This window comes from Kitasatospora sp. NPDC101155 (assembly GCF_044768305.1).
Classification (GTDB): Bacteria; Actinomycetota; Actinomycetes; order Streptomycetales; family Streptomycetaceae; genus Kitasatospora.
Genome location: NZ_JBIWPN010000001.1, coordinates 211,152 through 232,040, shown reverse-complemented (window position 1 = coordinate 232,040; position 20,889 = coordinate 211,152). Strand labels below are relative to the sequence as shown.

Genomic DNA, 20,889 nt, shown 5'->3' with positions numbered 1-20,889 from the left:
GCCGCCCGGGGTCGCCGGTGACCGGTCCGGTCACCGCCTCGCGGGGCGCGCGTGGGTGTGCGCACCTACTGCGTGGCAGGTGGTGATCCTGTTCCGACGGCGTCCCTCACGAGAACGTTACCCAGCGTCCGCCCTTGGCGCGCTTGCGCTAGGACGTCCTACTTGTTCAGGGCCTACAACCCCGAGGGTGCCGCGCCGGGGCTCGCCGTCGGAAGGGTGGGGGTGACGGTCGGCGTGACGCAGCTCTCAATTCGAGCGCCTTCAGGACACCAGCGCACGTTATCCGGGCAGACGCCCGTACGAAAGGGGGTTCTCGGTATCGGTTTCGGCGACTGTGGCCGGATCACGTCTTTACGCCGATGCAAACGATAGGCCTTATGTAGGGTGATATGGGAGGCTTTGGACGTGACTGATAACGGACAAATCAGGGTGTTCCTGCTCGACGATCACGAGGTCGTCCGACGGGGCGTGCACGACCTGCTCTCGGTCGAGGACGACATCGAGGTGGTCGGCGAGGCCGGCACGGCCGCCGAGGCGCTCACCCGGATCCCGGCGGTCCACCCCGACGTCGCGGTGCTCGACGTCCGGCTGCCGGACGGCAACGGGGTCGAGGTCTGCCGCGAGGTCCGCTCCCGGCTGCCCGAGATCAAGTGCCTGATGCTGACCTCCTTCTCGGACGACGAGGCGCTGTTCGACTCGATCATGGCGGGCGCCTCCGGCTACGTCCTGAAGGCGATCCGCGGCACCGACCTGATCACCGCCGTCCGGGACGTCGCGGCCGGCCGCTCGCTGCTCGACCCGGTCGCCACCAGCCGGGTGCTCGCCCGGCTGCGCGACGGCGGCGAGAAGGAGGACGAGCGACTGTCCCAACTCACCAAGCAGGAGCGGCGGATCCTCGATCTGATCGGCGAGGGGATGACCAACCGTCAGATCGGCAACGAGTTGCACCTGGCCGAGAAGACGGTGAAGAACTACGTCTCCAGTCTGCTCGCCAAGATGGGCATGGAGCGGCGCACCCAGGCGGCCGCTTTCGTGGCACGACACCAGGCCGACCATCAGTACTGATCTGGCCACTTCACACATCTGACGGTTTGTCAAGGGCCCCCACCAGGGGGCCATAACCTCTGCACGTGACTTTCAGCCAGACCCTCGCCTGCGCCCCGGCCCGCCCCGACCTCTCCGCCCCGCCGATAGGGACCCTCAGCCCGCCCGTCCCGCGCAGCGCACTCGACGAGGTCCTGGCCCGCTACCGGGTGGGGAGGCTGCTGACCGCCGAACCCGTCGCCGAAGGCCTGCTGAACCGGGGCTACCGGGTCACCACCGAGGCCGGGGCGTACTTCCTGAAGTGCTACGTCGACGCCGCCACCGCCAACCGTCCGAAGATCCTCGCCCACCACCGCGCGATGACCGACCTGCACGCCCTCGGACTGCCCGTCTCACCCCCGCTGACCTGCACCGAACGCGCCGGCACGGTGGCCGGCCTGGCCGGCCGGCTGTTCGCGCTCTTCCCCTGGGTCGATGGCCGACACCAGCACGGTACGGAGCTCCCCCTGCCGCAGTGCGACGCGCTCGGCGCGCTGCTCGGCCGACTGCACGGCGCGCTCGACGACGTCTGCGCCCCCCTCGACCAGCCCGCCGGCTACCGCAGCGCCGACCCCCTCGACAGCGCCGAACTCGCCCGCGAACTGCGCCGCCACGCCCGCGAGCACCGCCCGTACGACGAACTGGACACCCTGGTCGAACAACGGCTCGCCGAACGACTGGAACTGCTCGCCGACCACGCCCACCGCCGCCCCGACCCGCAGGCCGTCCCGCCCACCGGCTGGACCCACGGCGACTTCCACGGCCTCAACCTGCTGTACGACGGCGACCGGGTCACGGCCGTCCTGGACTGGGACAAGCTCGGCCCCCAGCCACGCGCCGAGGAGGCCGTCCGCGGCGCCACGCTGCTCTTCAACGACCGGACCACCGGCGCCCTCGACCTGGTCCGGGTCCGCCGCTACTCACAGGCCTACCGGGCCTCCGGGGCCGCCACCGCCGAGCACCTGGCCGCCGCCGTCCACCGGGTCTGGTGGGAGCGGCTGAACGACTTCTGGATGCTGCAGTGGCGCTACCAGCGGGCCGACCACCGGGCCGACCCGCTCTACCCCGCCTCGGCGGGCCAGTTGGCGTGGTGGTGCCAGGAGTACGAGCAGGTCCTGGACGCCTTCGCCAACTGAGCCCGTCAGCCGGGGGTCGTCAGAGCCCCGACGGCGGCGGCACCGTGCCGCCTCCGCCACCGGTCGGCTTGGAGGTCGGCGGCGCCGGGTTGGTGGGCGTGCTGCCCCCGCCGCCCGAGGTCGGCGTCGACCCCCCCGAGGTCGGCCCGCTGGTCCCCGTCGAGGTGGCCGTGGGGACGTGGGTGGGCGTCGACGTCGGCGTCTGGGTCGGCGTCTGGGTCGGCGTGTGCCTGCCCGAATTCGGCGACGGCGACACGTTGTTGTAGCCACCGCTGTTGCCGGTGTAGCTGCCGTTGTCGGTCGGCTGCTGCGTCCGCCGGCTGCCGGGGACGGACGGCGACGGGCTCGCCTGGCCGCTCTGGGTCGGCGTGGTCGCCTCGGTGGTGCTGACCACCGGGGCGGGCGTGTTCGGCGTGATCGTGTTGTTGTTGTCGTTGCCGCTGAGCGCGAAGGCGATCCCGGCGCCGGCCGCGAGCAGCACGGCGAGCCCGCCGACCACCCAGCCCCAGGGCCCGCGCCGACGGCCGGAGCCGTGGTCGCCGTGGTCGCCGTCGTCCTCGCCGCCACCGCCGCCGTACGGGCCGCCGGCCGCCGGGTAGGGCGAGGAGGGGGTGTGCGGGCCGCCCGTCGAGTACGGCAGCACGGAGGTCTGGTCGCCCGCGCCGACCGCACCGAAGGCCTGGGTGGCCGCCGACTGGTCCGGGCGGATCACCTGGGTGGCGCCGGTGTCGCCGGCCTCCGCGCCGACCCAGCCGGCCGCGCCGTGCATCTCGCGCAGCGCGTGCTGCACGTGGGCGCGGAACTCGTCGGCGTCCTGGAAGCGGTCGTCCGGGTTCTTGGCGAGCGAGCGGAGCACCAGCGCGTCCAGCCCGTACGGCACCCGGCTGTTGGCCTGCGAGGGCGGCACCGGCGGGTCCTGGACGTGCTGGTAGACCACCGAGAGCGGGGTGTCGCCGGTGAACGGCGGGCGCAGCGTGAGCAGCTCGTAGAGCATGCAGCCGGCCGCGTACAGGTCGGAGCGGTGGTCGACCGCCTTGCCGAGCGCCTGCTCGGGCGACAGGTACTGCGGGGTGCCCATGACCATGCCGGTCTGGGTCATCGTGGTGGCCCCGCCGGTCAGCGCCCGGGCGATGCCGAAGTCCATCACCTTGACCGCGCCGGCGTTGGTGATGCTCACGTTGGCGGGCTTGATGTCGCGGTGCACGATGCCGTTCCGGTGGCTGTAGGCCAGCGCCTCCAGCACCCCGGCAATGATGATCAGCGCCTGGTCGACCGGCGGCGCCTCCTCGTCCACCAGCAGCTCGCGGACGGTCCGGCCCTCGACCAGCTCCATCACGATGTACGGCGTGGACTCGTCCCCGACGTACTCCTCGCCGGTGTCGTAGACCGCGACGATCGCGTGGTGGTTCAGCGCCGCAACGGCGTGTGCCTCGCGGGTGAAGCGCAGTCGGGCGACGTCGTCCTGGGCCAGCTCGCCGCGGAGCAGCTTGACCGCGACGGTGCGGCCCAGCCGCACGTCCTCGGCGGCGAAGACCTCGGCCATGCCGCCGCGGCCGAGCCGGTGGGTCAGCCGGTAGCGGCCGTCGCCGACCGTGCCCAGCGGGGCGGCGGTGCCGCGGCCGGGGGTCTGCGGCCCGCTCCGGCCGAACGGCGGCAGCGCGGAGGTCGCGGCTTCGCTGCCCGGCTCGGAAATCCTCGGCGTCCCGCCGGTCCGTCCGTCCGCTCGGGCACCCGCGTCGTCGTCCGGCTGCTGCGTCTGTGCCATCGCTCCTCGCCCCGGGCGTTCGCTCGGAATCGCGGTGCCCTGTCGCTTTCGTATCCCCGAACGCTACCGCTTCCGGCGCGCACCCGTGACAGCCCGAACCTGCCGGAATCCGTCAGAGCAGGCCATTCCGGTCGGTCGGCTGGTCCAGCACCAGCACCGCGGCCGGCCGCTCCGCGTGCCCACCGAACTTGGTCTTGGTCTTGTCCTGCGCGTTGTTCACCACGATCGCGATGATGATGCCGGCCAGCACCAGCACACCGACGATGATCGCGACGACCACGAACGCCGTGGAGCAGCCGCCGCTGTTGGGCTTCGGCTGCTGGTACGGCGGCATCGGCTGCGGCACCGGGGTGTGCATCGGCCGCTGCCCGCCCTGCTGGTGGAACTGCGGCTGCGGGGCCGGGGTCTGGTAGGCGGGCGGCGGCGTCCGGTACTGCGGCTGCCCCCCTTGCTGGAGGTACTGGGGGTGCGGCGTGTGCGGAGCCTGCGGGGCCGGGGTCTGGTAGGCGGGCGGCGGCGTCCGGTACTGCGGCTGCTGGGGGAAGGGGTGAGGGGTCTGCGGGGCCTGCGGGGCCTGCGGCGCGGCGTGCACCGCAAGCGGACCCTCCTTGATCATCAGCGGGGTGCTCGCCTGGAGCGAGTGTCCGCCGCCGCCCTTCAGCTCCGCGATCAGCCGCTCCGCCTCGTCCCGCATCGCGGCCGCGCTCTGGAAGCGGTGCGCCGGGTCCTTGCGCAGCGCCTGGGCGACGTAGGCGTCCACGGCCGGGGTGATCGAGCGGTTGAGGCTGGAGGGCGCCTGCGGCTCCTCCTGGACGTGCTTGTAGGCGATCGAGAAGGCCGAGTCGCCGTCGAAGACCAGCTGGCCGGTGAGCATCTCGAAGAGCATCACGCCGACCGAGTAGAGGTCGGAGCGGGCGTCCACCGGCTTGCCCAGCGCCTGCTCGGGCGAGAGGTACTGCGGGGTGCCGACCACCATGCCGGTCTGGGTCATCGACGTGACGCCGGATTCCAGCGCCCGGGCGATGCCGAAGTCCATGACCTTGACGTTGCCCTTGCGGTCGAACATGACGTTGCCGGGCTTGATGTCGCGGTGCACCAGGCCCATGTCGTGCGAGGCCTCCAGCGCGTTCAGCACGCCGACGGTGACCTTCAGGGCCTCCTCGGTGGGCACCGCGCCGTACTGGGCGACCGCCTCGTTGATCGTCTCGCGCAGGCCCTTGCCGTCGATCAGCTGCATGACGATGTACGGCGTGCTGGAGCCGTCCGCGGCGACGTCCTCGCCGCTGTCGTACACCGTGACGATGTTGGGGTGCTCCAGCCGGGCCACCGCCTGGGCCTCGCGGCGGAACCGCTCCTTGAACGAGTCGTCCCGGCCCAGCTCGCTGTGCATGCTCTTCAGCGCGACCTGCCGGTCGAGCACGCTGTCGTACGCGAGGTGCACGGAGGCCATGCCGCCCTCACCCAGCAGCCGCTGCAGCACATAGCGGCCGTTGCCCAGGGAGAAGCCCTCGACCGCCGCGTTGCCGTGCTCGCTCATGGTCCTCTGCTCCCCCTCGGCGCGGCCGTGCTGCCGCAGCCGTGACGTTCGGTCTCGTCCGTGCGTGGTGGGCCCGGCCCGCTGGCCTGGCGGACCCCTGTCGCGGCGGCTCGACCGGCCGGCGACAGGGGTCAGGGTATCGGCTCTCGCCGACGGTGATCGGTGCAGGGCCGATCCTGGCCCCGGGCCGTCGGCGCCCCTCCACGGCGCTGTGACCCGGGGCGGATCGTCGCGGTACGTCCGGTCCGGCGACGGCCTACAGGCTGTGGTCCACAGGCTGCGGTCTAGAGGTAGGGGCCGGAACGGATGCCGCGGCCGTGACCAGGGTCCTCCTCGTCCGGCTCGCCGCCGTGCAGACCGGGCGGCAGGGCGCGGCGCATCTGCTCCAGCTGGGCCCGCGCGGCCATCTGCTGGGCGAACAGGGCGGTCTGGATGCCGTGGAACAGGCCCTCCAGCCAGCCCACCAGCTGGGCCTGGGCGATCCGCAGCTCGGCCTCGGTCGGGATGCTGTCCTCGGTGAACGGCAGCGACAGCCGCTCCAGCTCGGCGACCAGCTCCGGGGCCAGCCCGAGCTCCAGCTCCTTGATCGAGCTGGCGTGGATGTCCTTCAGCCGGGCCCGGCTGGCCTCGTCGAGAGGCGCGGCCCGGACCTCCTCCAGCAGCTGCTTGATCATGCTGCCGATGCGCATGACCTTGGCGGGCTGCTCGACCATCTCGGTCACCGGGAGCTCACGCGGGAGGTCGCCCTCGTCGTCCCCGTCTCCCGCCGGCCCGGCGAACCCCTGGCCCACCGGCAGCCCGTCCGGTCCGACGATCAGCACCTTCTGGCCGTCCTGCGACTGCCCGCCGGCGGCCCGGAAGGGCTCCTGCGACGAGCGCTCGTTCATCGGATTCGTCATGAACAACATTCTCTCTCACTGGGGTTGGTCGGGCGGAAGCCCCCGTTCGTCCCGCCGTCCTGCGCCACCCCGTCACGACGGTACGCCCCCACGCCCCGCGCGGGAATCCGTACGGATACTCAGTTCCCGCCCCACCCCGACCGACTCCCGCCGCACGGCCCCCAGGAGCCCGCCCCGGAACCCGCACCGAACCTCCACCTCCGGCAGGGCCGGAGGAGTGTTCTCGACGGGCCGAAGCGGGGCGAAGCGGGCCCCGGTTCAGCCCTTCCGCAGGCGGAGGCCGATCAGTCCGAGGCCGCAGCCGATCAGGCCGAGGCCGACGCCCAGGGGGAGCTGGAGGGTGGAGGGGTCCTGCCAGCGTGCCGGGAGGACGGCGGGGACAGCGGGGGCTGCGACGGGCTGGTCGGAGGCGCCCGTGACGGTGTCCGGGGCGGTGGGGTCGGCGGGGGCCGGGGAGCCCGCGTCGCTGTCCGGGCGGTCGGCCTCGAAGCTCCGGTCCTGGGCCCGGCCGGGGGCCTGGTCCCGGACCTGCTCCGGGGCCTGCGCGGGAGGCTGCTGGACGGCCTGGTCCGGCGCCTGCTCGACCGCCGCGCCGGGGCGCTCCGGCGCCGAGGCCAGGCGGTGGCGGTGGGCACGGGGGAAGTCGCCGGCGGCCCGGCGCTGCCTGGGCCCCTGATGCTGCGGCCGTGCGGCCGAGGGCTCCGCCCCGACGCTCAGCCCGGTGTCCGACAGGGCCCCCGCGACGGTCGTCGTCGCGGGGGCCGCCGTCGCGACGGCCAGCGGGAGCATCAGCCCCAGCACGGCCACCACGAACAGCCTCTGGGTGCGGTGGGTACGACGGTGGTGCGGCGCGGCGGGCAGCGGCCCGAGGGATGAGTGGAATGGTGCGGCCACGGTCGGAGTCCTTCCGACGGCCGACCGCGCCCGGAGGCAAGGCCGGCGGCGGGACAGCTCCGGACCAGCCTCACACATTCCGCCTAATGCGGCATTTCGGACAACCCGGGCCACCCCGCCGCCCCGCGGACCCGCCGCTCAGGCCTTCAGCACGACCTTCCCGACCTGCTCCCCCGCCTCCAGCACCCGGTGCCCCGCACCGGCCTCGACCAGCGGCAGCACCCGGTCCACCACCGGCTTCACCACGCCGGACTCGACCAGCGGCCACACGTGCTCCCGCACCGCCGCCACGATCGCCGCCTTCTCCGCCAGCGGCCGCCCGCGCAGGTTGGTGGCGATCACCGCCGCCCGCTTGCGCAGCAGCGCGTTGAGGTCGAGCTCGCCCTTCACCCCGCCCTGCAGCCCGATGATCACCAGCCGTCCGTTGACCGCCAGCGCGTCCACGTTCCGCTGCAGGTACTTGGCGCCCATGATGTCCAGGATCACGTCCGCCCCGGCCCCGTCGGTGGCCTCCCGGAGCACCTCGACGAAGTCCTGCTCGCGGTAGTCGATCGCGATGTCCGCGCCCAGCTCGACGCACCGGGCCAGCTTCTCCGCGCTGCCCGCCGTCACCGCGACCCGCGCGCCGACCGCCTTGCCCAGCTGGATCGCCATCGTTCCGATGCCGCTCGCGCCGCCGTGCAGCAGTACCGTCTCACCGGGCCGCAGGTGAGCCGTGAGGAACACGTTGGACCAGACCGTGCAGGCCACCTCCGGCAGCGCCGCGGCCTGCTCCGCGCTCAGCCCCTTCGGCATCGGCAGCAGCTGCCCGCTCGGCACCGCGACCCGCTGCGCGTACCCGCCGCCGGCCAGCAGCGCGCACACCTCGTCGCCGACCGCCCAGCCGGACACCCCCGGCCCGAGCGCGACGATCCGCCCGGCGCACTCCAGCCCCGGGTAGGGCGAGGCGCCGGGCGGCGGGTTGTAGAAGCCCTGCCGCTGAAGCAGGTCGGCCCGGTTGACGGCGGTGGCCGCCACCTCGACCAGGACCTCGCCCTCGCCGGGCACCGGATCGGGCACCTCGGCCCACACCAGTGCCTCGGGGCCGCCGGGTACGGGAATCGTCATCGCATACATGCCCCGAACCTACTGCGACTCACGGCAGTTCGGGGGTCAGGCCCCTCGCCTGTCGGTCGACTTGATGACGATCACCCGGTCGGTCAGCTGCAGCACGGCGGCCTCCGGCTCGGTGTAGTTGAGCACCCGTCGGCCCCGGACCACCGCGACCACCAGGTCCGCGCACTCGCGCGGACTGTGCCCGGCCTCGGCCCGGGTGACCGGCCGCTCCACCACGTCCAGCCCGTTCCCGTACGTCAGCAGGTCCTCCATCACCGCTCCGGCGTGCGGGCTGAGCATCGACAGCCCGAGCAGCCGCCCGGCCGAACTGGAGCTGGTGACCACGACGTCGGCGCCGCTCTGCCGCAGCAGCGGCGCGTTCTCGTCCTCCCGCACCGCCGCGACCACGGTGGCGGCCTTGTTCAACTGCCGCGCCGTCAGGGTGATCAGCACGGCGGTGTCGTCCCGCTCGGGCGCGACCACCACCCGGGCCGCGGTGGGCAGGGCGGCCCGCACCAGGGTGTCGGTCCGGGTCGCGTCGCCGACCACCCCGACCAGGCCGTGCTGCGAGGCGTACTCGATCACCTTGCGCTGCGGGTCGACGACGACGATCTCCTCCTTCTTCACCCCCTGTCCGAGCAGGGTGTCGACGGCGCTGCGCCCCTTCGTCCCGAAGCCGATGACGACGGTGTGCTCGCGCACGGTGGACCTCCAGCGGTTCAACCGCCATTGCAGACGGGTCCGTTCGGTGAGCACCTCCAACGTGGTGCCGACCAGGATGATCAGGAACAGCACGCGCAGCGGGGTGATCACGAAGATGTTGGTGAGCCGGGCGCTGTCGCTGAACGGGGTGATGTCGCCGTACCCGGTGGTGGAGAGTGTCACGGTGGCGTAGTACGCCGCGTCCAGGAAGCTGAGTTCGCCGCCCGCGTTGTCGTGGTAGCCGCCCCGGTCGAGGTACACGATCACCGAGGTGGCGACCAGGACGGCCAGCGCCAGCAGCAGCCGCGAGCCGACCTGCCGGAGCGCCGGCGCGGTCCGCCGGGCGGGCAGCACGATCCCGGCGTCCGCCCACGGTTCGGTCCCCGGCGCCGAGATCCGCCGCAACCGACTCATGCGCCCACCTCTCCCCCGGCCGGAGGCCGGGGGAGACTCCACCGCTCGCTCACGGCGCCTCCACCAGCTCGACGGCCTGCCCGGCCGCCGCCCCGCCAGGCGGGACCACGGCCAGCGCCTCCGCCCGGGCCAGGCCGCGCAGCATCGCGGGCCCGTCGAAGGCGAGCGGTACGACTCCCTCGACGGTGCGCCGCACCGGCTGCAGCCGGGTGTCCACCGGGTGCCCGGGCAGCAGCACGGCCGCCGACGCGAGCGCGGGGGCGGCGACGGACCGCCCGACGAGGGCGCGCAGCAGCGGCAGGGCGAGCGTGACCATCCCGGCGACCGCGGCCAGCGGGTTGCCCGGCAGGCCCACCAGGTGGCGCCCGCCAGGGAGTTCGGCCAGCAGCATGGGGTGCCCGGGCCGCACGGCGACGCCGTCCACCAGCAGCCGGGCACCGGACTCGGCGAGCGCCCGGTGCAGAAAGTCCACCGGCCCGGCAGCCGTCCCGCCGGTGGTCACCACGACGTCGGCGGTGGAGTGCCGCAGCGCGTCCCGCAGCAGCCCGAAGTCGTCGCGGACGCACCGGACTTCGGCCACCTCCGCACCGGCCGCCCGCAGCCAGGGCGGCAGAAACGGACCGAGCGCGTCCCGGACCAGCCCCGGCCCGGGAATCCCGGAGGCGAGCAACTCGTCTCCCAGCACCAGCAGTTGGACCACCGGACGGCGGCGCACGGCGAGCCGGTCGTGGCCGCAGGCCGCAGCCAGGCCGAGCACCGCCGGGCCGATCACCGTCCCGGCCGGCAGCAGCTCCTCGCCCCGGCGGCACTCCTGGCCGCGCGGGCGGACGTCCTGACCGGTGGTCAGCTGCTGCGGGCCGCGGTCGTGCAGCAGCACGCCGTCCGTCCGACCGTGCTCGCGGCGCAGTACGGCGGTGGCGCCGGGCGGAAGTTGGGCCCCCGTGGCGATCTCGACGGCACTGCCGTCGGCCAGCGGCGTCGCCTCGGTGCGGCCGGCCAGCACCCGCCCGGCGACCCGCCAGGGCCCGGGACCGGCGACCGCCCAGCCGTCCATCGCGGAGGTGTCGAAGGCGGGCAGGTCGGTCAGCGCGCCCAGCGGTTCGGCGAGGGTGTGGCCGAGCGTCTCGGCCAGCGGCAGCCCGATCACCGGCAGCGGGCGCAGCCCGGCCCGACGCGCGGTCTCCCGGGCCCGCGGCCAGCTCAGCAGGCCGGGGCCGGTGGACGGGGTGGCCACGGTGGTCCGCCCGAGCTCGCTCACGGCTCGCCCGGCCCGGCGGCGGCGCTCCAGCTCTCGGCGAGCGCCGTGGTCCGCCGGGACGCCTCGGCCACGGCCTGCGACCCGCCGCCCTGCTGCGCGGCCGCGTAGCCGATCAGGAAGGCGGTCAGCGGCGCGGCCGGCCGGGCGACCCCGTGCGCGACCACCCGGGCCATGTCGAGCAGGCCCCGGACGTCCACGTCCAGGTCGATACCCAGGTCGGCCTTGACCTCGGCGATCCAGTCTTCCAGCGTGCGCTCCATGCGCCCATGCTGCCTGATCGGCGGTTTCCCCGAGGTGTTCACCCCGTGTGCAAGGCGCGTCGTTTCCCTCACCGGCCGACGACGGACCCCGTGAGGTTCCTGCCGACCGCCGCGCGGCGAACCCTCAGGACTTCTCCCGCTCCCGGGCCTGCTCCAGGTCCTCCCAGGTGTCGCAGTCGTACGCGACGTTGTCGGTGTCGGCCACCAGCAGCCGGGACAGCCCTCCGACAAGCCGGCGCAGCGGCAGCCCGTCCGGGTCGCCGAGCCCGGCCAGCGCGGCCCGCAGCGGGGCGGTCCGGTAGGCGGCGGCGAGCGGCTGCTCGCGTCCGCCGGCGTCGACCAGGACGGTGGCCGCCACGGTCGGGTCGGCCGCGTCGAGGGCACCGACCAGCCGGTCCACCGTCCTCCGGTCCAGGAAGGGCAGGTCGGCGGCGAACAGCAGCACGGTGTCCGCGGTGACCAGGTCGAGCCCGGCCGCGACGGCGGCGACCGGCCCGCCGCCGGGCGGCTGCTCCCTGGTCCACCGGACCCCGTCGCGCGCGGTCGGCCGAGCGCGACCGACCACCACGGTGGTGCGGGCGCCCGTGCAGGCGGCGAGCACCCGGTCGAGCAGGGTGGTCTCCCCCACGGTCAGACCGGGCTTGTCGACCCCGCCGAGGCGGCAGGCGGCCCCACCCGCGGGAACGATCACGTCGTACGGCGTCATGCGGCCAGTATCCGCCCGGCCGCGCCGGGCCCTACCCGGCCGGGCACTACTCGGCCGGGTCGTCCTCGACGATCTCCGCGTCGATGATCCCGTCCTCCGCCTCCGCCGCCGCCCGGGCGGTGTTCGCCGCCGCGCCCAGCTCCAGGAAGGACGGCAGGGTCAGCCCCCCGTACCGCTCGTTCATCGCCGTGACCAGCGCCTCCGGGTCGGCCGGGTGCGCGGCCAGCGCCCGGTCGAAGTCCCGCAGGTACTCCCCGGTGAAGGCGAGCACCCGGGCCGCGTCGTCGCCCTGTTCGGGGGCGCGGTGTCCGGCGATCACCCGCTCCACCCCGAGGTCGGCGATCCGGCCGAGGTTGCGCCCCCAGGTGGCGCGCTGGGCCGGGGTGGTGTCGGCGGTCCACACGTGGGTGCCGTTGCCGACGAAGTCCCCGGCGATCACGGTCCGGATGCCGGGCACGTGGACGACCGAGGACTCCCCGCAGTCTGCCTGGCCGAGCAGCAGCACCGGGATCACCTGGCGGTCGAGCATCAGCGGCTGCGGCAGCAGCGGGGCCGGGACCAGCGGGTGGTCGGGGATGTCGTCGCCGTACACCGGCTTCCACTGCGCGACCTTGGCGGCGACGGTGCGCCGGATGCCCTCGACCACCGCCGGCGCGGCCAGCAGCTGGGCGTCCGGGAAGAGCTTCAGCACCTCCTCGGCGCCGAAGTAGTGGTCGGGGTGCTGGTGGGTGACCACGATGGCGAGCAGCCGGCGGCCCTTGCCCGCGACCCACTCGGCCAGTTCCCGCCCGGCGCTGCGGGTGAGCTGGGCGTCCACCAGGATCGCGGTCCGCTCGCCGATGATCAGCGTGGAGGTGGTGAAGAAGGCCGACTCGGGACCGGTGAAGACGGCGACCTCCAGCGGTCGCGCGGGCCGTTCGGCCTGCGCGGCGGCGCCGGCCACCCCGGGGTCGGTCGCAGCGGGCTCGGCGTCCGCCCGGTCCGCACCGGCGCTCTCCTCGGGCGGGGACGACGTCACGGGCTGCTCCCTCTGGTCGGCGGTCGGACTCCCTGCGCCCTACAGCATGGGAGTACCGGCGGCCGATCGCGCGGAAGGCGCGCCCGGCGGGGCGCGCCTTCCGACGCGGCTCACGCGGCTCAGCCGGCTCACACCGCGGCGCGGGCGGCGGTCTCCTTGCCGCGGCGGGCGGCCTGCTCCAGCGCCTGCGCCTTGGACTCGGCGGCCTTCGGCACGAAGTCGGCCATCGCCGGAACGGCCCCGGCCAGGGTGAACTCCGGGACGATGAAGTCGACCTCCAGCCCGAGCATGCCGGTCAGCACCTTCTCCAGGTAGGTGGTGACGAACTCGTACGGCTCGCGCGGGGCGCCGGGCGCGTACGAGCCGCCGCGGGCGGCGACCACGGTGACCGGGGTGCCCTTGGCGGAGGGCTCCTCGCCGGCCGTGCGACCCATCAGGATCACCTGGTCCAGCCAGGCCTTGAGGGTCGACGGGATCGTGAAGTTGTACATCGGGGTGCCGATCAGCACGGCGTCGGCGCCCTCCAGCTCGACCATCAGCTCGTCGCGCAGCGCGAAGGCGGCGCTCTGCTCGGCGCTGCGGCCCTCGGCCGGGACGAACCCGCTGGTGATGCCGTGGACGTCCAGGTGCGGGATCTGGTCGACGGCGAGGTCCCGGTAGATCACCGTGCCCTCGGGGTGCTCGGCCAGCCAGGCGGCCCGGAAGGCGGCCGTGACCTCGCGGGAGACGGAGCCGTCGGCGACCGCGGAGGAGTCGATGTGCAGAAGCGTGGGCATGGCGGGACCTCCAGAGAATAAGTAGCTACTGTTTTCGCTGCAGCTGCAAGTACCGTAGCAGCTTACTTTTCTGCAGTCACTAGTGACAGGTCGAGTAGTCTGGATGCCATGGCCGAGCACGAGGTAGTGACCGATGGGGCGCCCACCGCCGTGGAGGCGTGCGCCGCCGCCGGGGAGCAGGGCGGCTGCGGCAACGTCGAGCTGGCCCTCACCCGGGTGTTCACCCTGCTCGGGAAGCGCTGGACCGGCCTGCTGCTGGGCGTGCTCGCCCAGAGCGGCCCGGCCTACTTCTCCGAGCTGCGCCGCGCGATCCCGGGCATCAGCGAGCGGATGCTCTCCGACCGGCTGTCCGAGCTGGCCGAGGCCGGGATGCTCGTCCGTGAGGTCGACGCGGGCCCGCCGCTGCGGGTCAGCTACCGGCTCACCGAGGGCGGCATCGCGCTGAAGCCCGCACTCACCGAACTGGCCGTCTGGGCCGACCGCTACCTGCCGGAGAGCGCCCTCAAGGGCGGCTGCTGACCGGCCCGGGCCGCAGCAGCCGAAAACCCCCGGACACGACGAAGGGCCCGCCCGCCGGAAACCGGCGGACGGGCCCTTCGCCCAGGACTCAGCGCTTGGTCAGGCGACCACGCAGTCGGGCCACCCGGTCGGCGACACCCCAGGAGGTGACCCGCCAGAGCGCCTCGATCACGATGTTGCGGCTCATCTTGGACGCGCCCAGCTCGCGCTCGACGAAGGTGATCGGCACCTCGGCGACCTTGAACCCGGCCTTCACCGTGCGCCAGGCCAGGTCGACCTGGAAGCAGTACCCGGCCGAAGCCACCTGGTCCATGCCCAGCCCCTGCAGGGTCTCCTTGCGGAAGGCCCGGTAGCCGCCGGTGACGTCCCGGATCGGCACGCCCAGCATCAGCCGCGAGTAGGTGGAGCCGCCACGCGAAAGCAGCAGGCGCGACTTCGGCCAGTTCACCACCCGGCCGCCCGGCACCCAGCGCGAGCCGAGCACCAGGTCGGCGCCGCGCAGCGCGCCCAGCAGCCGGTCCAGCTCCTCGGGCTGGTGCGAGCCGTCCGCGTCCATCTCGACCAGGACGTCGTAGCCGTTGTCGATGCCCCAGCGGAAGCCCGCGAGGTAGGCGGCGCCCAGGCCCTCCTTGCCCTTGCGGTGCATGACGTGCACGTTCTGGTCCTCGGCGGCCAGCTTGTCGGCCAGCTCGCCGGTGCCGTCGGGGCTGTTGTCGTCGGCGACCAGCACGTGCGCCTCGGGCACCGAGGCGCGGACCCGGCCGACGATCCGCTCGACGTTCTCCGCCTCGTTGTAGGTCGGGATGATCACCAGGACCCTGCCGAGATCAGCAAAACTCTGCTGGTTCACGGTCACGTACAAACCTCTCGGCCGATGGCGGGGAGTATCAGAACACCGTCGCCCGCACTCTGGAACGCGGTCCCGCCGACAGCCCGCCGACGGGTTGACCACGGTGGAGAATGCTGTGCGGGGCTGGGACTACTGCGTCCTGGCATCCTACTACCGCGCCCGGGAACCACCGGTCCGACCACGGCACTCCCACCGGATGACCACCGTTTGCCCGTGGGTACGGCAGGTGGGCTAGGGTCGATGCCCTTGCCCCGTGCCCGGACCCCCCGCACCGCCGGGCCCGCCTCGGCGATCCGGCAGACCCGCCCAGACAGCGAAGGAGTAGGACCGCGCGCATGGACAGGCTCGTCAACACCGTCCGCCCGTATGCCTGGGGGTCGCTCACGGCCCTGCCCGAGCTGCTGGGGCAGCAGCCGACCGGCGAACCGCAGGCAGAGCTGTGGATGGGCGCCCACCCCGGCGACCCGTCCCACGCCGACCGCGGCGAGGGCCCGCGGCGGCTGGACGAGCTGATCGCGGCCGACCCCGAGGGCGAGCTCGGCGCGGCGAGCGTGGCCAGGTTCGGCCCGACCCTGCCGTTCCTGTTCAAGGTGCTCGCCGCGGGCATCCCGCTGTCCATCCAGGCGCACCCCACGCCGGACCAGGCCCGGGCCGGCTTCGCCGCCGAGAACGCCCGCGGGATCCCGCTGAACGCCCCCGAGCGCAGCTACCGCGACGACAACCACAAGCCCGAAATGGTCTGCGCGCTGGGCGAGTTCGAGGGCCTGTGCGGCTTCCGCCGGCCCGCCGAGGCGGCCGGGCTGATGGCCGGGCTCTCGGTGCCCGGGCACGCCCCGCTGATCGACCTGCTGTCCGTCGAGGACGAGGCCGAGGCGCTGCGCGGAGCCCTGGCCGCCGTCCTCACCATGGACGACCGGACCGCCGAGCGGATCGCCCGGGAGACCACCCAGGCGCTGGCGGAGAGCGACGACGGCGACCCGGACTGGGAATACGCCCCGTACGCCCGGATCGCCAAGGACTTCCCGGAGGACCGCGGCCTGATCGCGGCCTTCCTGCTCAACCACGTCCGGCTGCGTGCCGGCGAGGCGCTCTACCTGGGCGCCGGGGTGCCGCACGCCTACCTGTCCGGCGTCTGCGTCGAACTGCAGGCCAACTCCGACAACGTGCTGCGGGCCGGTCTCACCCCCAAGCACATCGACGTGCCGGAGCTGCTGAAGATCGTGGTCTTCGAGCCCGACGCGGCCAGGGTCGTCCGTCCCGTCCCCGTCGCGGAGACTCCCGGCGAGCAGCTCTACCCCGTCCCGGTCGACGAGTTCCGGCTCTCCCGCTTCGAGCTGGACGGCGTCGAGCGCGAGATCGACGGCCGCACCCCGCAGATCCTGCTCTGCACCGAGGGCGCGGTACGGCTCACCGCCACCGACGGCACCGCCCTGGACCTCGCCCGCGGCCAGTCGGCCTTCCTCCCGGCCACCGGCGCCCCGACCCGCCTCACCGGCACCGGCAGCACGCTCTTCCGCGCCACCGTCAGCATCTGACCCGGCGCCCCGGACCGACGAAGGGCCTGTACCCCGGCCGGGGTACAGGCCCTCGATGTCTGCCGCGAGCCGCTCAGCCGCTGCGCGAACCCGCCCCGGCGGGAACCCTCGGCTCGGTCGGAGCCACCGGGGCCGGTACGCCCCGGGCCGGTGCCGCGGGCGCGGCGACGGCTCCACCACGGGAGCTCCGCGTACGACTGACCGACGGGCTCAGTCCCGGGTCATGTCGACGAAGCGCGAGTAGTGGCCCTGGAAGGCCACGGTGATGGTGGCGGTCGGACCGTTACGGTGCTTGGCGACGATCAGGTCGGCCTCGCCCGCGCGCGGCGACTCCTTCTCGTACGCGTCCTCGCGGTGCAGCAGGATGACCATGTCGGCGTCCTGCTCGATGGAGCCGGACTCACGCAGGTCCGAGACCATCGGCCGCTTGTCGGTGCGCTGCTCGGGACCACGGTTCAGCTGCGAGAGCGCGATGACCGGGACTTCCAGCTCCTTGGCCAGCAGCTTGAGGTTACGGGACATGTCCGAGACCTCCTGCTGGCGGTTCTCGGCCCGGCGGGAGCCGCCGGACTGCATCAGCTGGAGGTAGTCGATCACGATCAGCTTGATGTCGTTGCGCTGCTTGAGCCGGCGGCACTTGGCGCGGATCTCCATCATCGACAGGTTCGGCGAGTCGTCGATGAACAGCGGCGCCTCGCTGACGTCGGGCATCCGGCGGGCGACCCGGGTCCAGTCGTCGTCCGTCATGTTCCCGGAGCGCATGTGGTGCAGCGCGACCCGGGCCTCGGCGGAGAGCAGACGCATGGCGATCTCGTTGCGGCCCATTTCGAGCGAGAAGATCACGCTCGGCAGCTTGTGGTGGATCGAGCAGGCCCGGGCGAAGTCCAGCGCGAGGGTGGACTTACCCATGGCGGGACGGGCCGCGATGACGATCATCTGACCGGGGTGCAGGCCGTTGGTGAGCTGGTCGAAGTCGGCGAAGCCGGTGGGCACGCCGGACATCTGGCCCTGCCGGGAGCCGATCGCCTCGATCTCGTCGAGGGCGCCCTCCATGATGTCGGCCAGCGGCGCGTAGTCCTCGTTGGTGCGCTGCTCGGTGACGGCGTAGATCTCCGCCTGGGCGGCGTTGACGATCTCGTCCACGTCGCCCTCGGCCGCGTAGCCCATGCCGGCGATCCGGGTACCGGCCTCGACCAGACGGCGCAGCACGGCCCGCTCGTGGACGATCTGGGCGTAGTACTCGGCGTTGGCCGCGGTCGGGACGGAGTTGACCAGGGTGTGCAGGTAGGAGGCGCCGCCGACGCGCTGCAGCTCGCCGCGCTTGGTCAGCTCGCCGGCCACGGTGATCGGGTCGGCCGGCTCGCCGCGGGCGTAGAGGTCGAGGATCGCGCCGTGGACCATCTCGTGCGCGGGCCGGTAGTAGTCGGCCGGCTTGAGCACCTCGACGACGTCGGCGATGGCGTCCTTGGACAGCAGCATGCCGCCCAGGACGGACTGCTCGGCGGCGAGGTCCTGCGGGGGAACGCGCTCGAAGCCGTCGACGCCGCCCTGGCCCTCGTCCTCGCGGCGGTCGCGGTCGTCCCGGCGGTCACCCTTCTTGAAGCCACCGCCCTTGCGGAAACCCTCGCCCCGGCCGCCACCCTGGCCACCCTGACCGCCGCGGTTGCGGGAGACCGGGAGCCGGTCGCCGGGCCCGTCCGGGAAGGGGGCGTCGTCGAAGGCGCCGACCGGGAAGGGGTCCTCGGCGGTCTGCCAGTCCTCCTCCGGCGGCGGGGCGTCGTGGTCGTCGTACTGGGGGCCGGTCACGCGTGTTCCCCGATCAGCGAGTGGTGCGAGTTGGAGCGGGCCTTGCCGGTGGCTGGGTGGAGCGGATCCGCTCCTCTTTGTACGCCACGGCACCGACAAATCGGACGCCGAGGCGGGCGGGAGTGTCGGGCGGAGAGCCCACGCTAAGGCGCCGGGAGCCCTTGCGCCAAGGCGGTTATCCACAGGGGGTGTGGACGAGTGGCCCTGGGCTGTGGAGAACTGCCGCAAAGCTGTGGACACCCCTGTGGAAGCTCCTGTGGATAACCGGACGATCGATCCACCGTCAACCGGCTGACCTGCGATTACCTCTTGCCGGGCCTGTGCATGAGAAATTCTTCACACACCTCCGAACGGCTGTGGGCGCACAGCGGACGGAGCTCGTCGCTCAAGGTATCGAGTAATGACTGCAATCGGCTAGCAGTCATTACCTGTGGATGAGTACCCTGGAGCCCATGACCGCCGCCCCCACCGAGCCCTCCATACGCCGACACGACCGCGAGATCCTCGCCCTGGCGATCCCGGCCTTCGGCGCACTGGTCGCCGAGCCACTGTTCCTGATGGCCGACTCGGCGATCGTCGGCCACCTCGGCACCCCCCAGCTCGCCGGGGTCGGCGTCGCCTCCGCCGCGCTCACCACCGCGACCGGCGTGTTCGTCTTCCTCGCCTACGCCACCACCGCTGCGGTGGCCCGCCGGATCGGCGCCGGGGACCGCCGGGGCGCCGTCCAGCAGGGGGTCGACGGCCTCTGGCTCGCCCTCGGGCTGGCCGTCCCGGTGGTCCTGCTCACCCTGCTGCTGGCCCCCCGGGTGGCCGACCTCCTGGGCGCCTCGCCGACCGCCGCGCCGTACGCGGTGACGTACCTGCGGATCAGTTCCCTGGGCATCCCGGCGATGCTGCTGGTGATGGCCGCCACCGGTGTGCTGCGCGGGCTCCAGGACACCCGCACACCGCTGCTGGTGGCGGTCGCGGGCTTCGCCGCCAACCTCGGCCTGAACGTCGGCCTGGTGTACGGCGCCGGGCTCGGGGTGGCCGGCTCGGCCTGGGGCACCGTGCTGGCGCAGACCGGGATGGCCGCCGTCTACCTGACCGTGGTGGTGCGCGGCGCCCGCCGCGAGCGGGCCTCGCTGCGGCCCGACGCGACGGGCATCCGGGCCAGTGCCAGGGCGGGCGGTCCGCTGCTGGTCCGGACCGTCAGTCTGCGCGGGGTGCTGATGATCGCCACCGCGGTGGCCGCCCGGCTCGGCGACGACCAGGTGGCCGCGCACCAGATCACCATGACGCTGTTCAGCCTCCTGGCCTTCGCGCTGGACGCCATCGCGATCGCCGGGCAGGCCATCATCGGCCGCTACCTCGGCGCCTCGGACGTCCCGGGCGCCAAGGCCGCCACCCGGCGGATGGTCCAGTGGGGTGTCGGCTCCGGGGTGGTGCTCGGCCTGCTGGTGGTGCTCGCCCGCCCGCTGTACGTCCCGCTGTTCACGCCCGATCCGTCGGTGCAGGCACAGCTGGACACCGTCCTGCTGCTGCTCGCGCTCAGCCAGCCGGTGGCCGGCCTGGTCTTCGTGCTGGACGGCGTGCTGATGGGCGCCGGCGACGGCCCGTACCTGGCCTGGGCGGCGCTCGCGACGCTGGCGGTCTTCGCCCCGGCGGCGGCCGCGGTTCCGGCCACCGGCACCGGGCTGGCCGGGCTCTGGTGGGCGATGAACCTGTTCATGCTGGTCCGCGCGGTCTTCCTGGCGGCCCGCGCCCGCGGCGGCGGCTGGCTGGTCACCGGCGCCGTCCGAGGCTAGCGCCCGCCCCCTCGAAAACGACCGAGGGCCGGACTCCCCGGGGGGAGTCCGGCCCTCAGGCCACTGCTACGGAACTCAGGCAGCCACGACGGCGACGTCGAGGTTGGCCACGACGTCCGAGTGCAGCTTGACCGAGACCTTGTGGGTGCCCACGGTCTTGATCGGCGAGGCGATCGCGACGGCGCGCTTGTCCACAGCCGGGCCGCCGGCGGCCTTGATGGCCTCGACGACGTCGGACTGGGTCACCGAACCGAACAGACGGCCGGCGTCACCCGAGCGAACGGCCAGCTTGACCTGGACGCCCTCGAGCTTGCCCTTGACCTCGTTGGCGGCCTCAAGGGTCTGGATCTCGTGGATCTTGCGGGCGCGACGGATGGCGTCGACGTCCTTCTGACCACCCTTGGTCCAGCGGATGGCGTAGCCACGCGGGACCAGGTAGTTGCGGGCGTAGCCGTCCTTGACCTCGACGACCTCGCCGGCGGAGCCGAGACCCGGCACCTCGTGAGTGAGGATGATCTTCATTACTCGGTCACCCTCTCTTAGCGCGCGGTGCTGGTGTAGGGCAGCAGCGCCATCTCACGGCTGTTCTTCACGGCCGTGGCGACGTCACGCTGGTGCTGGGTGCAGTTGCCGGTGACCCGGCGGGCACGGATCTTGCCGCGGTCGGAGATGTACTTCCGCAGCAGGTTCGTGTCCTTGTAGTCAACGTAGTTGACCTTGTCCTTGCAGAAGACGCAAACCTTCTTCTTCGGCTTGCGAGCAGGCGGCTTCGCCATGGTGTGCTCCATTTGGGGTTCACGGCCCGGCGGGCGTCCGGGGACGCCGACGGCCGGGCCGCACGAAATCTGT

19 protein-coding genes and 1 pseudogene are annotated in these 20,889 nt (G+C 73.2%); 5 read left to right on the top strand and 15 right to left on the bottom strand.

Annotation, left to right across the window (positions count from 1 at the left end; all coding sequences use genetic code 11):
* The first annotated feature begins 405 nt into the window (after positions 1-405).
* Together ACIRYZ_RS01130 and ACIRYZ_RS01125 are read left to right on the top strand one after the other, a co-directional pair.
* Entirely contained in the window at positions 406-1,065 is a 660-nt protein-coding gene (locus ACIRYZ_RS01130) for a response regulator (RefSeq protein ID WP_380608838.1), read from the top strand.
* A gap of 65 nt (positions 1,066-1,130) precedes the next feature.
* Entirely contained in the window at positions 1,131-2,219 is a 1,089-nt protein-coding gene (locus ACIRYZ_RS01125) for a phosphotransferase (protein WP_402937896.1), read from the top strand.
* 19 nt (positions 2,220-2,238) lie between these two features.
* Here the strand turns inward: ACIRYZ_RS01125 and ACIRYZ_RS01120 are convergent, their stop codons facing one another.
* The 11 genes and pseudogenes from ACIRYZ_RS01120 to ACIRYZ_RS01070 form a co-directional block, all read right to left on the bottom strand.
* Positions 2,239-3,984 carry a protein kinase gene (locus ACIRYZ_RS01120; protein WP_402937894.1) on the bottom strand — a complete coding sequence of 582 codons (1,746 nt, stop codon included), beginning with the start codon at positions 3,982-3,984 and terminating at the stop codon, positions 2,239-2,241.
* A 112-nt stretch (positions 3,985-4,096) separates the two neighbouring features.
* Entirely contained in the window at positions 4,097-5,521 is a 1,425-nt protein-coding gene (locus ACIRYZ_RS01115) for a protein kinase (protein ID WP_402937891.1), read from the bottom strand.
* 284 nt (positions 5,522-5,805) lie between these two features.
* Entirely contained in the window at positions 5,806-6,420 is a 615-nt protein-coding gene (locus tag ACIRYZ_RS01110) for a bacterial proteasome activator family protein (protein ID WP_380608842.1), read from the bottom strand.
* Between the two features lie 258 nt (positions 6,421-6,678).
* Positions 6,679-7,314, bottom strand: coding sequence for a hypothetical protein (locus ACIRYZ_RS01105; protein ID WP_402937888.1), 636 nt, complete (start codon positions 7,312-7,314; stop codon positions 6,679-6,681).
* A 138-nt stretch (positions 7,315-7,452) separates the two neighbouring features.
* Positions 7,453-8,430, bottom strand: a complete 978-nt coding sequence (locus tag ACIRYZ_RS01100) for an NAD(P)H-quinone oxidoreductase (RefSeq protein WP_393023592.1) — start codon at positions 8,428-8,430, stop codon at positions 7,453-7,455.
* 36 nt (positions 8,431-8,466) lie between these two features.
* On the bottom strand, positions 8,467-9,525 hold the full coding sequence (locus tag ACIRYZ_RS01095) for a potassium channel family protein (RefSeq protein WP_402937885.1): 1,059 nt from the start codon (positions 9,523-9,525) through the stop codon (positions 8,467-8,469).
* A 49-nt stretch (positions 9,526-9,574) separates the two neighbouring features.
* On the bottom strand, positions 9,575-10,783 hold the full coding sequence (locus ACIRYZ_RS01090; RefSeq protein WP_402937883.1) for a molybdopterin molybdotransferase MoeA: 1,209 nt from the start codon (positions 10,781-10,783) through the stop codon (positions 9,575-9,577).
* Positions 10,780-11,061 (bottom strand): annotated as a pseudogene (locus tag ACIRYZ_RS01085) (DUF6457 domain-containing protein); the annotation flags it as partial. The pseudogene ACIRYZ_RS01085 and the gene ACIRYZ_RS01090, both read right to left, overlap by 4 nt.
* Before the next feature lie 106 nt (positions 11,062-11,167).
* On the bottom strand, positions 11,168-11,749 hold the full coding sequence (locus tag ACIRYZ_RS01080) for a molybdenum cofactor guanylyltransferase (RefSeq protein WP_402937881.1): 582 nt from the start codon (positions 11,747-11,749) through the stop codon (positions 11,168-11,170).
* A 46-nt stretch (positions 11,750-11,795) separates the two neighbouring features.
* On the bottom strand, positions 11,796-12,767 hold the full coding sequence (locus ACIRYZ_RS01075; RefSeq protein ID WP_402937878.1) for an MBL fold metallo-hydrolase: 972 nt from the start codon (positions 12,765-12,767) through the stop codon (positions 11,796-11,798).
* Positions 12,768-12,895: 128 nt separating this feature from the next.
* The gene (locus tag ACIRYZ_RS01070; protein WP_402937875.1) at positions 12,896-13,543 is read right to left on the bottom strand and encodes an FMN-dependent NADH-azoreductase; all 648 of its coding nucleotides are present in this window, start codon (positions 13,541-13,543) and stop codon (positions 12,896-12,898) included.
* A 108-nt stretch (positions 13,544-13,651) separates the two neighbouring features.
* Here ACIRYZ_RS01070 and ACIRYZ_RS01065 point away from each other — a divergent pair, with 108 nt between their 5' ends.
* Entirely contained in the window at positions 13,652-14,062 is a 411-nt protein-coding gene (locus ACIRYZ_RS01065) for a winged helix-turn-helix transcriptional regulator (protein ID WP_393023608.1), read from the top strand.
* 88 nt (positions 14,063-14,150) lie between these two features.
* Here ACIRYZ_RS01065 and ACIRYZ_RS01060 read toward each other — a convergent pair whose 3' ends face one another.
* Positions 14,151-14,918 (bottom strand): polyprenol monophosphomannose synthase, encoded by a 768-nt coding sequence (locus ACIRYZ_RS01060; protein WP_387613302.1) that lies wholly within the window; start codon positions 14,916-14,918, stop codon positions 14,151-14,153.
* 329 nt (positions 14,919-15,247) lie between these two features.
* On the opposite strand from ACIRYZ_RS01060, the gene manA reads away from it, so the two are divergent.
* On the top strand, positions 15,248-16,447 hold the full coding sequence (gene manA, locus ACIRYZ_RS01055; protein ID WP_402937870.1) for a mannose-6-phosphate isomerase, class I: 1,200 nt from the start codon (positions 15,248-15,250) through the stop codon (positions 16,445-16,447).
* A 210-nt stretch (positions 16,448-16,657) separates the two neighbouring features.
* On the opposite strand, the gene dnaB is transcribed toward manA, so the two are convergent.
* Entirely contained in the window at positions 16,658-18,253 is a 1,596-nt protein-coding gene (gene dnaB, locus ACIRYZ_RS01050; RefSeq protein WP_387613293.1) for a replicative DNA helicase, read from the bottom strand.
* 452 nt (positions 18,254-18,705) lie between these two features.
* On the opposite strand from dnaB, the gene ACIRYZ_RS01045 reads away from it, so the two are divergent.
* The gene (locus tag ACIRYZ_RS01045; RefSeq protein ID WP_402937867.1) at positions 18,706-20,040 is read left to right on the top strand and encodes an MATE family efflux transporter; all 1,335 of its coding nucleotides are present in this window, start codon (positions 18,706-18,708) and stop codon (positions 20,038-20,040) included.
* A 75-nt stretch (positions 20,041-20,115) separates the two neighbouring features.
* On the opposite strand, the gene rplI is transcribed toward ACIRYZ_RS01045, so the two are convergent.
* The gene (gene rplI / locus ACIRYZ_RS01040; protein WP_270145722.1) at positions 20,116-20,562 is read right to left on the bottom strand and encodes a 50S ribosomal protein L9; all 447 of its coding nucleotides are present in this window, start codon (positions 20,560-20,562) and stop codon (positions 20,116-20,118) included.
* Positions 20,563-20,579: 17 nt separating this feature from the next.
* Positions 20,580-20,816 carry a 30S ribosomal protein S18 gene (rpsR, locus tag ACIRYZ_RS01035; RefSeq protein WP_030059640.1) on the bottom strand — a complete coding sequence of 79 codons (237 nt, stop codon included), beginning with the start codon at positions 20,814-20,816 and terminating at the stop codon, positions 20,580-20,582.
* Between the last annotated feature and the right edge of the window lie 73 nt (positions 20,817-20,889).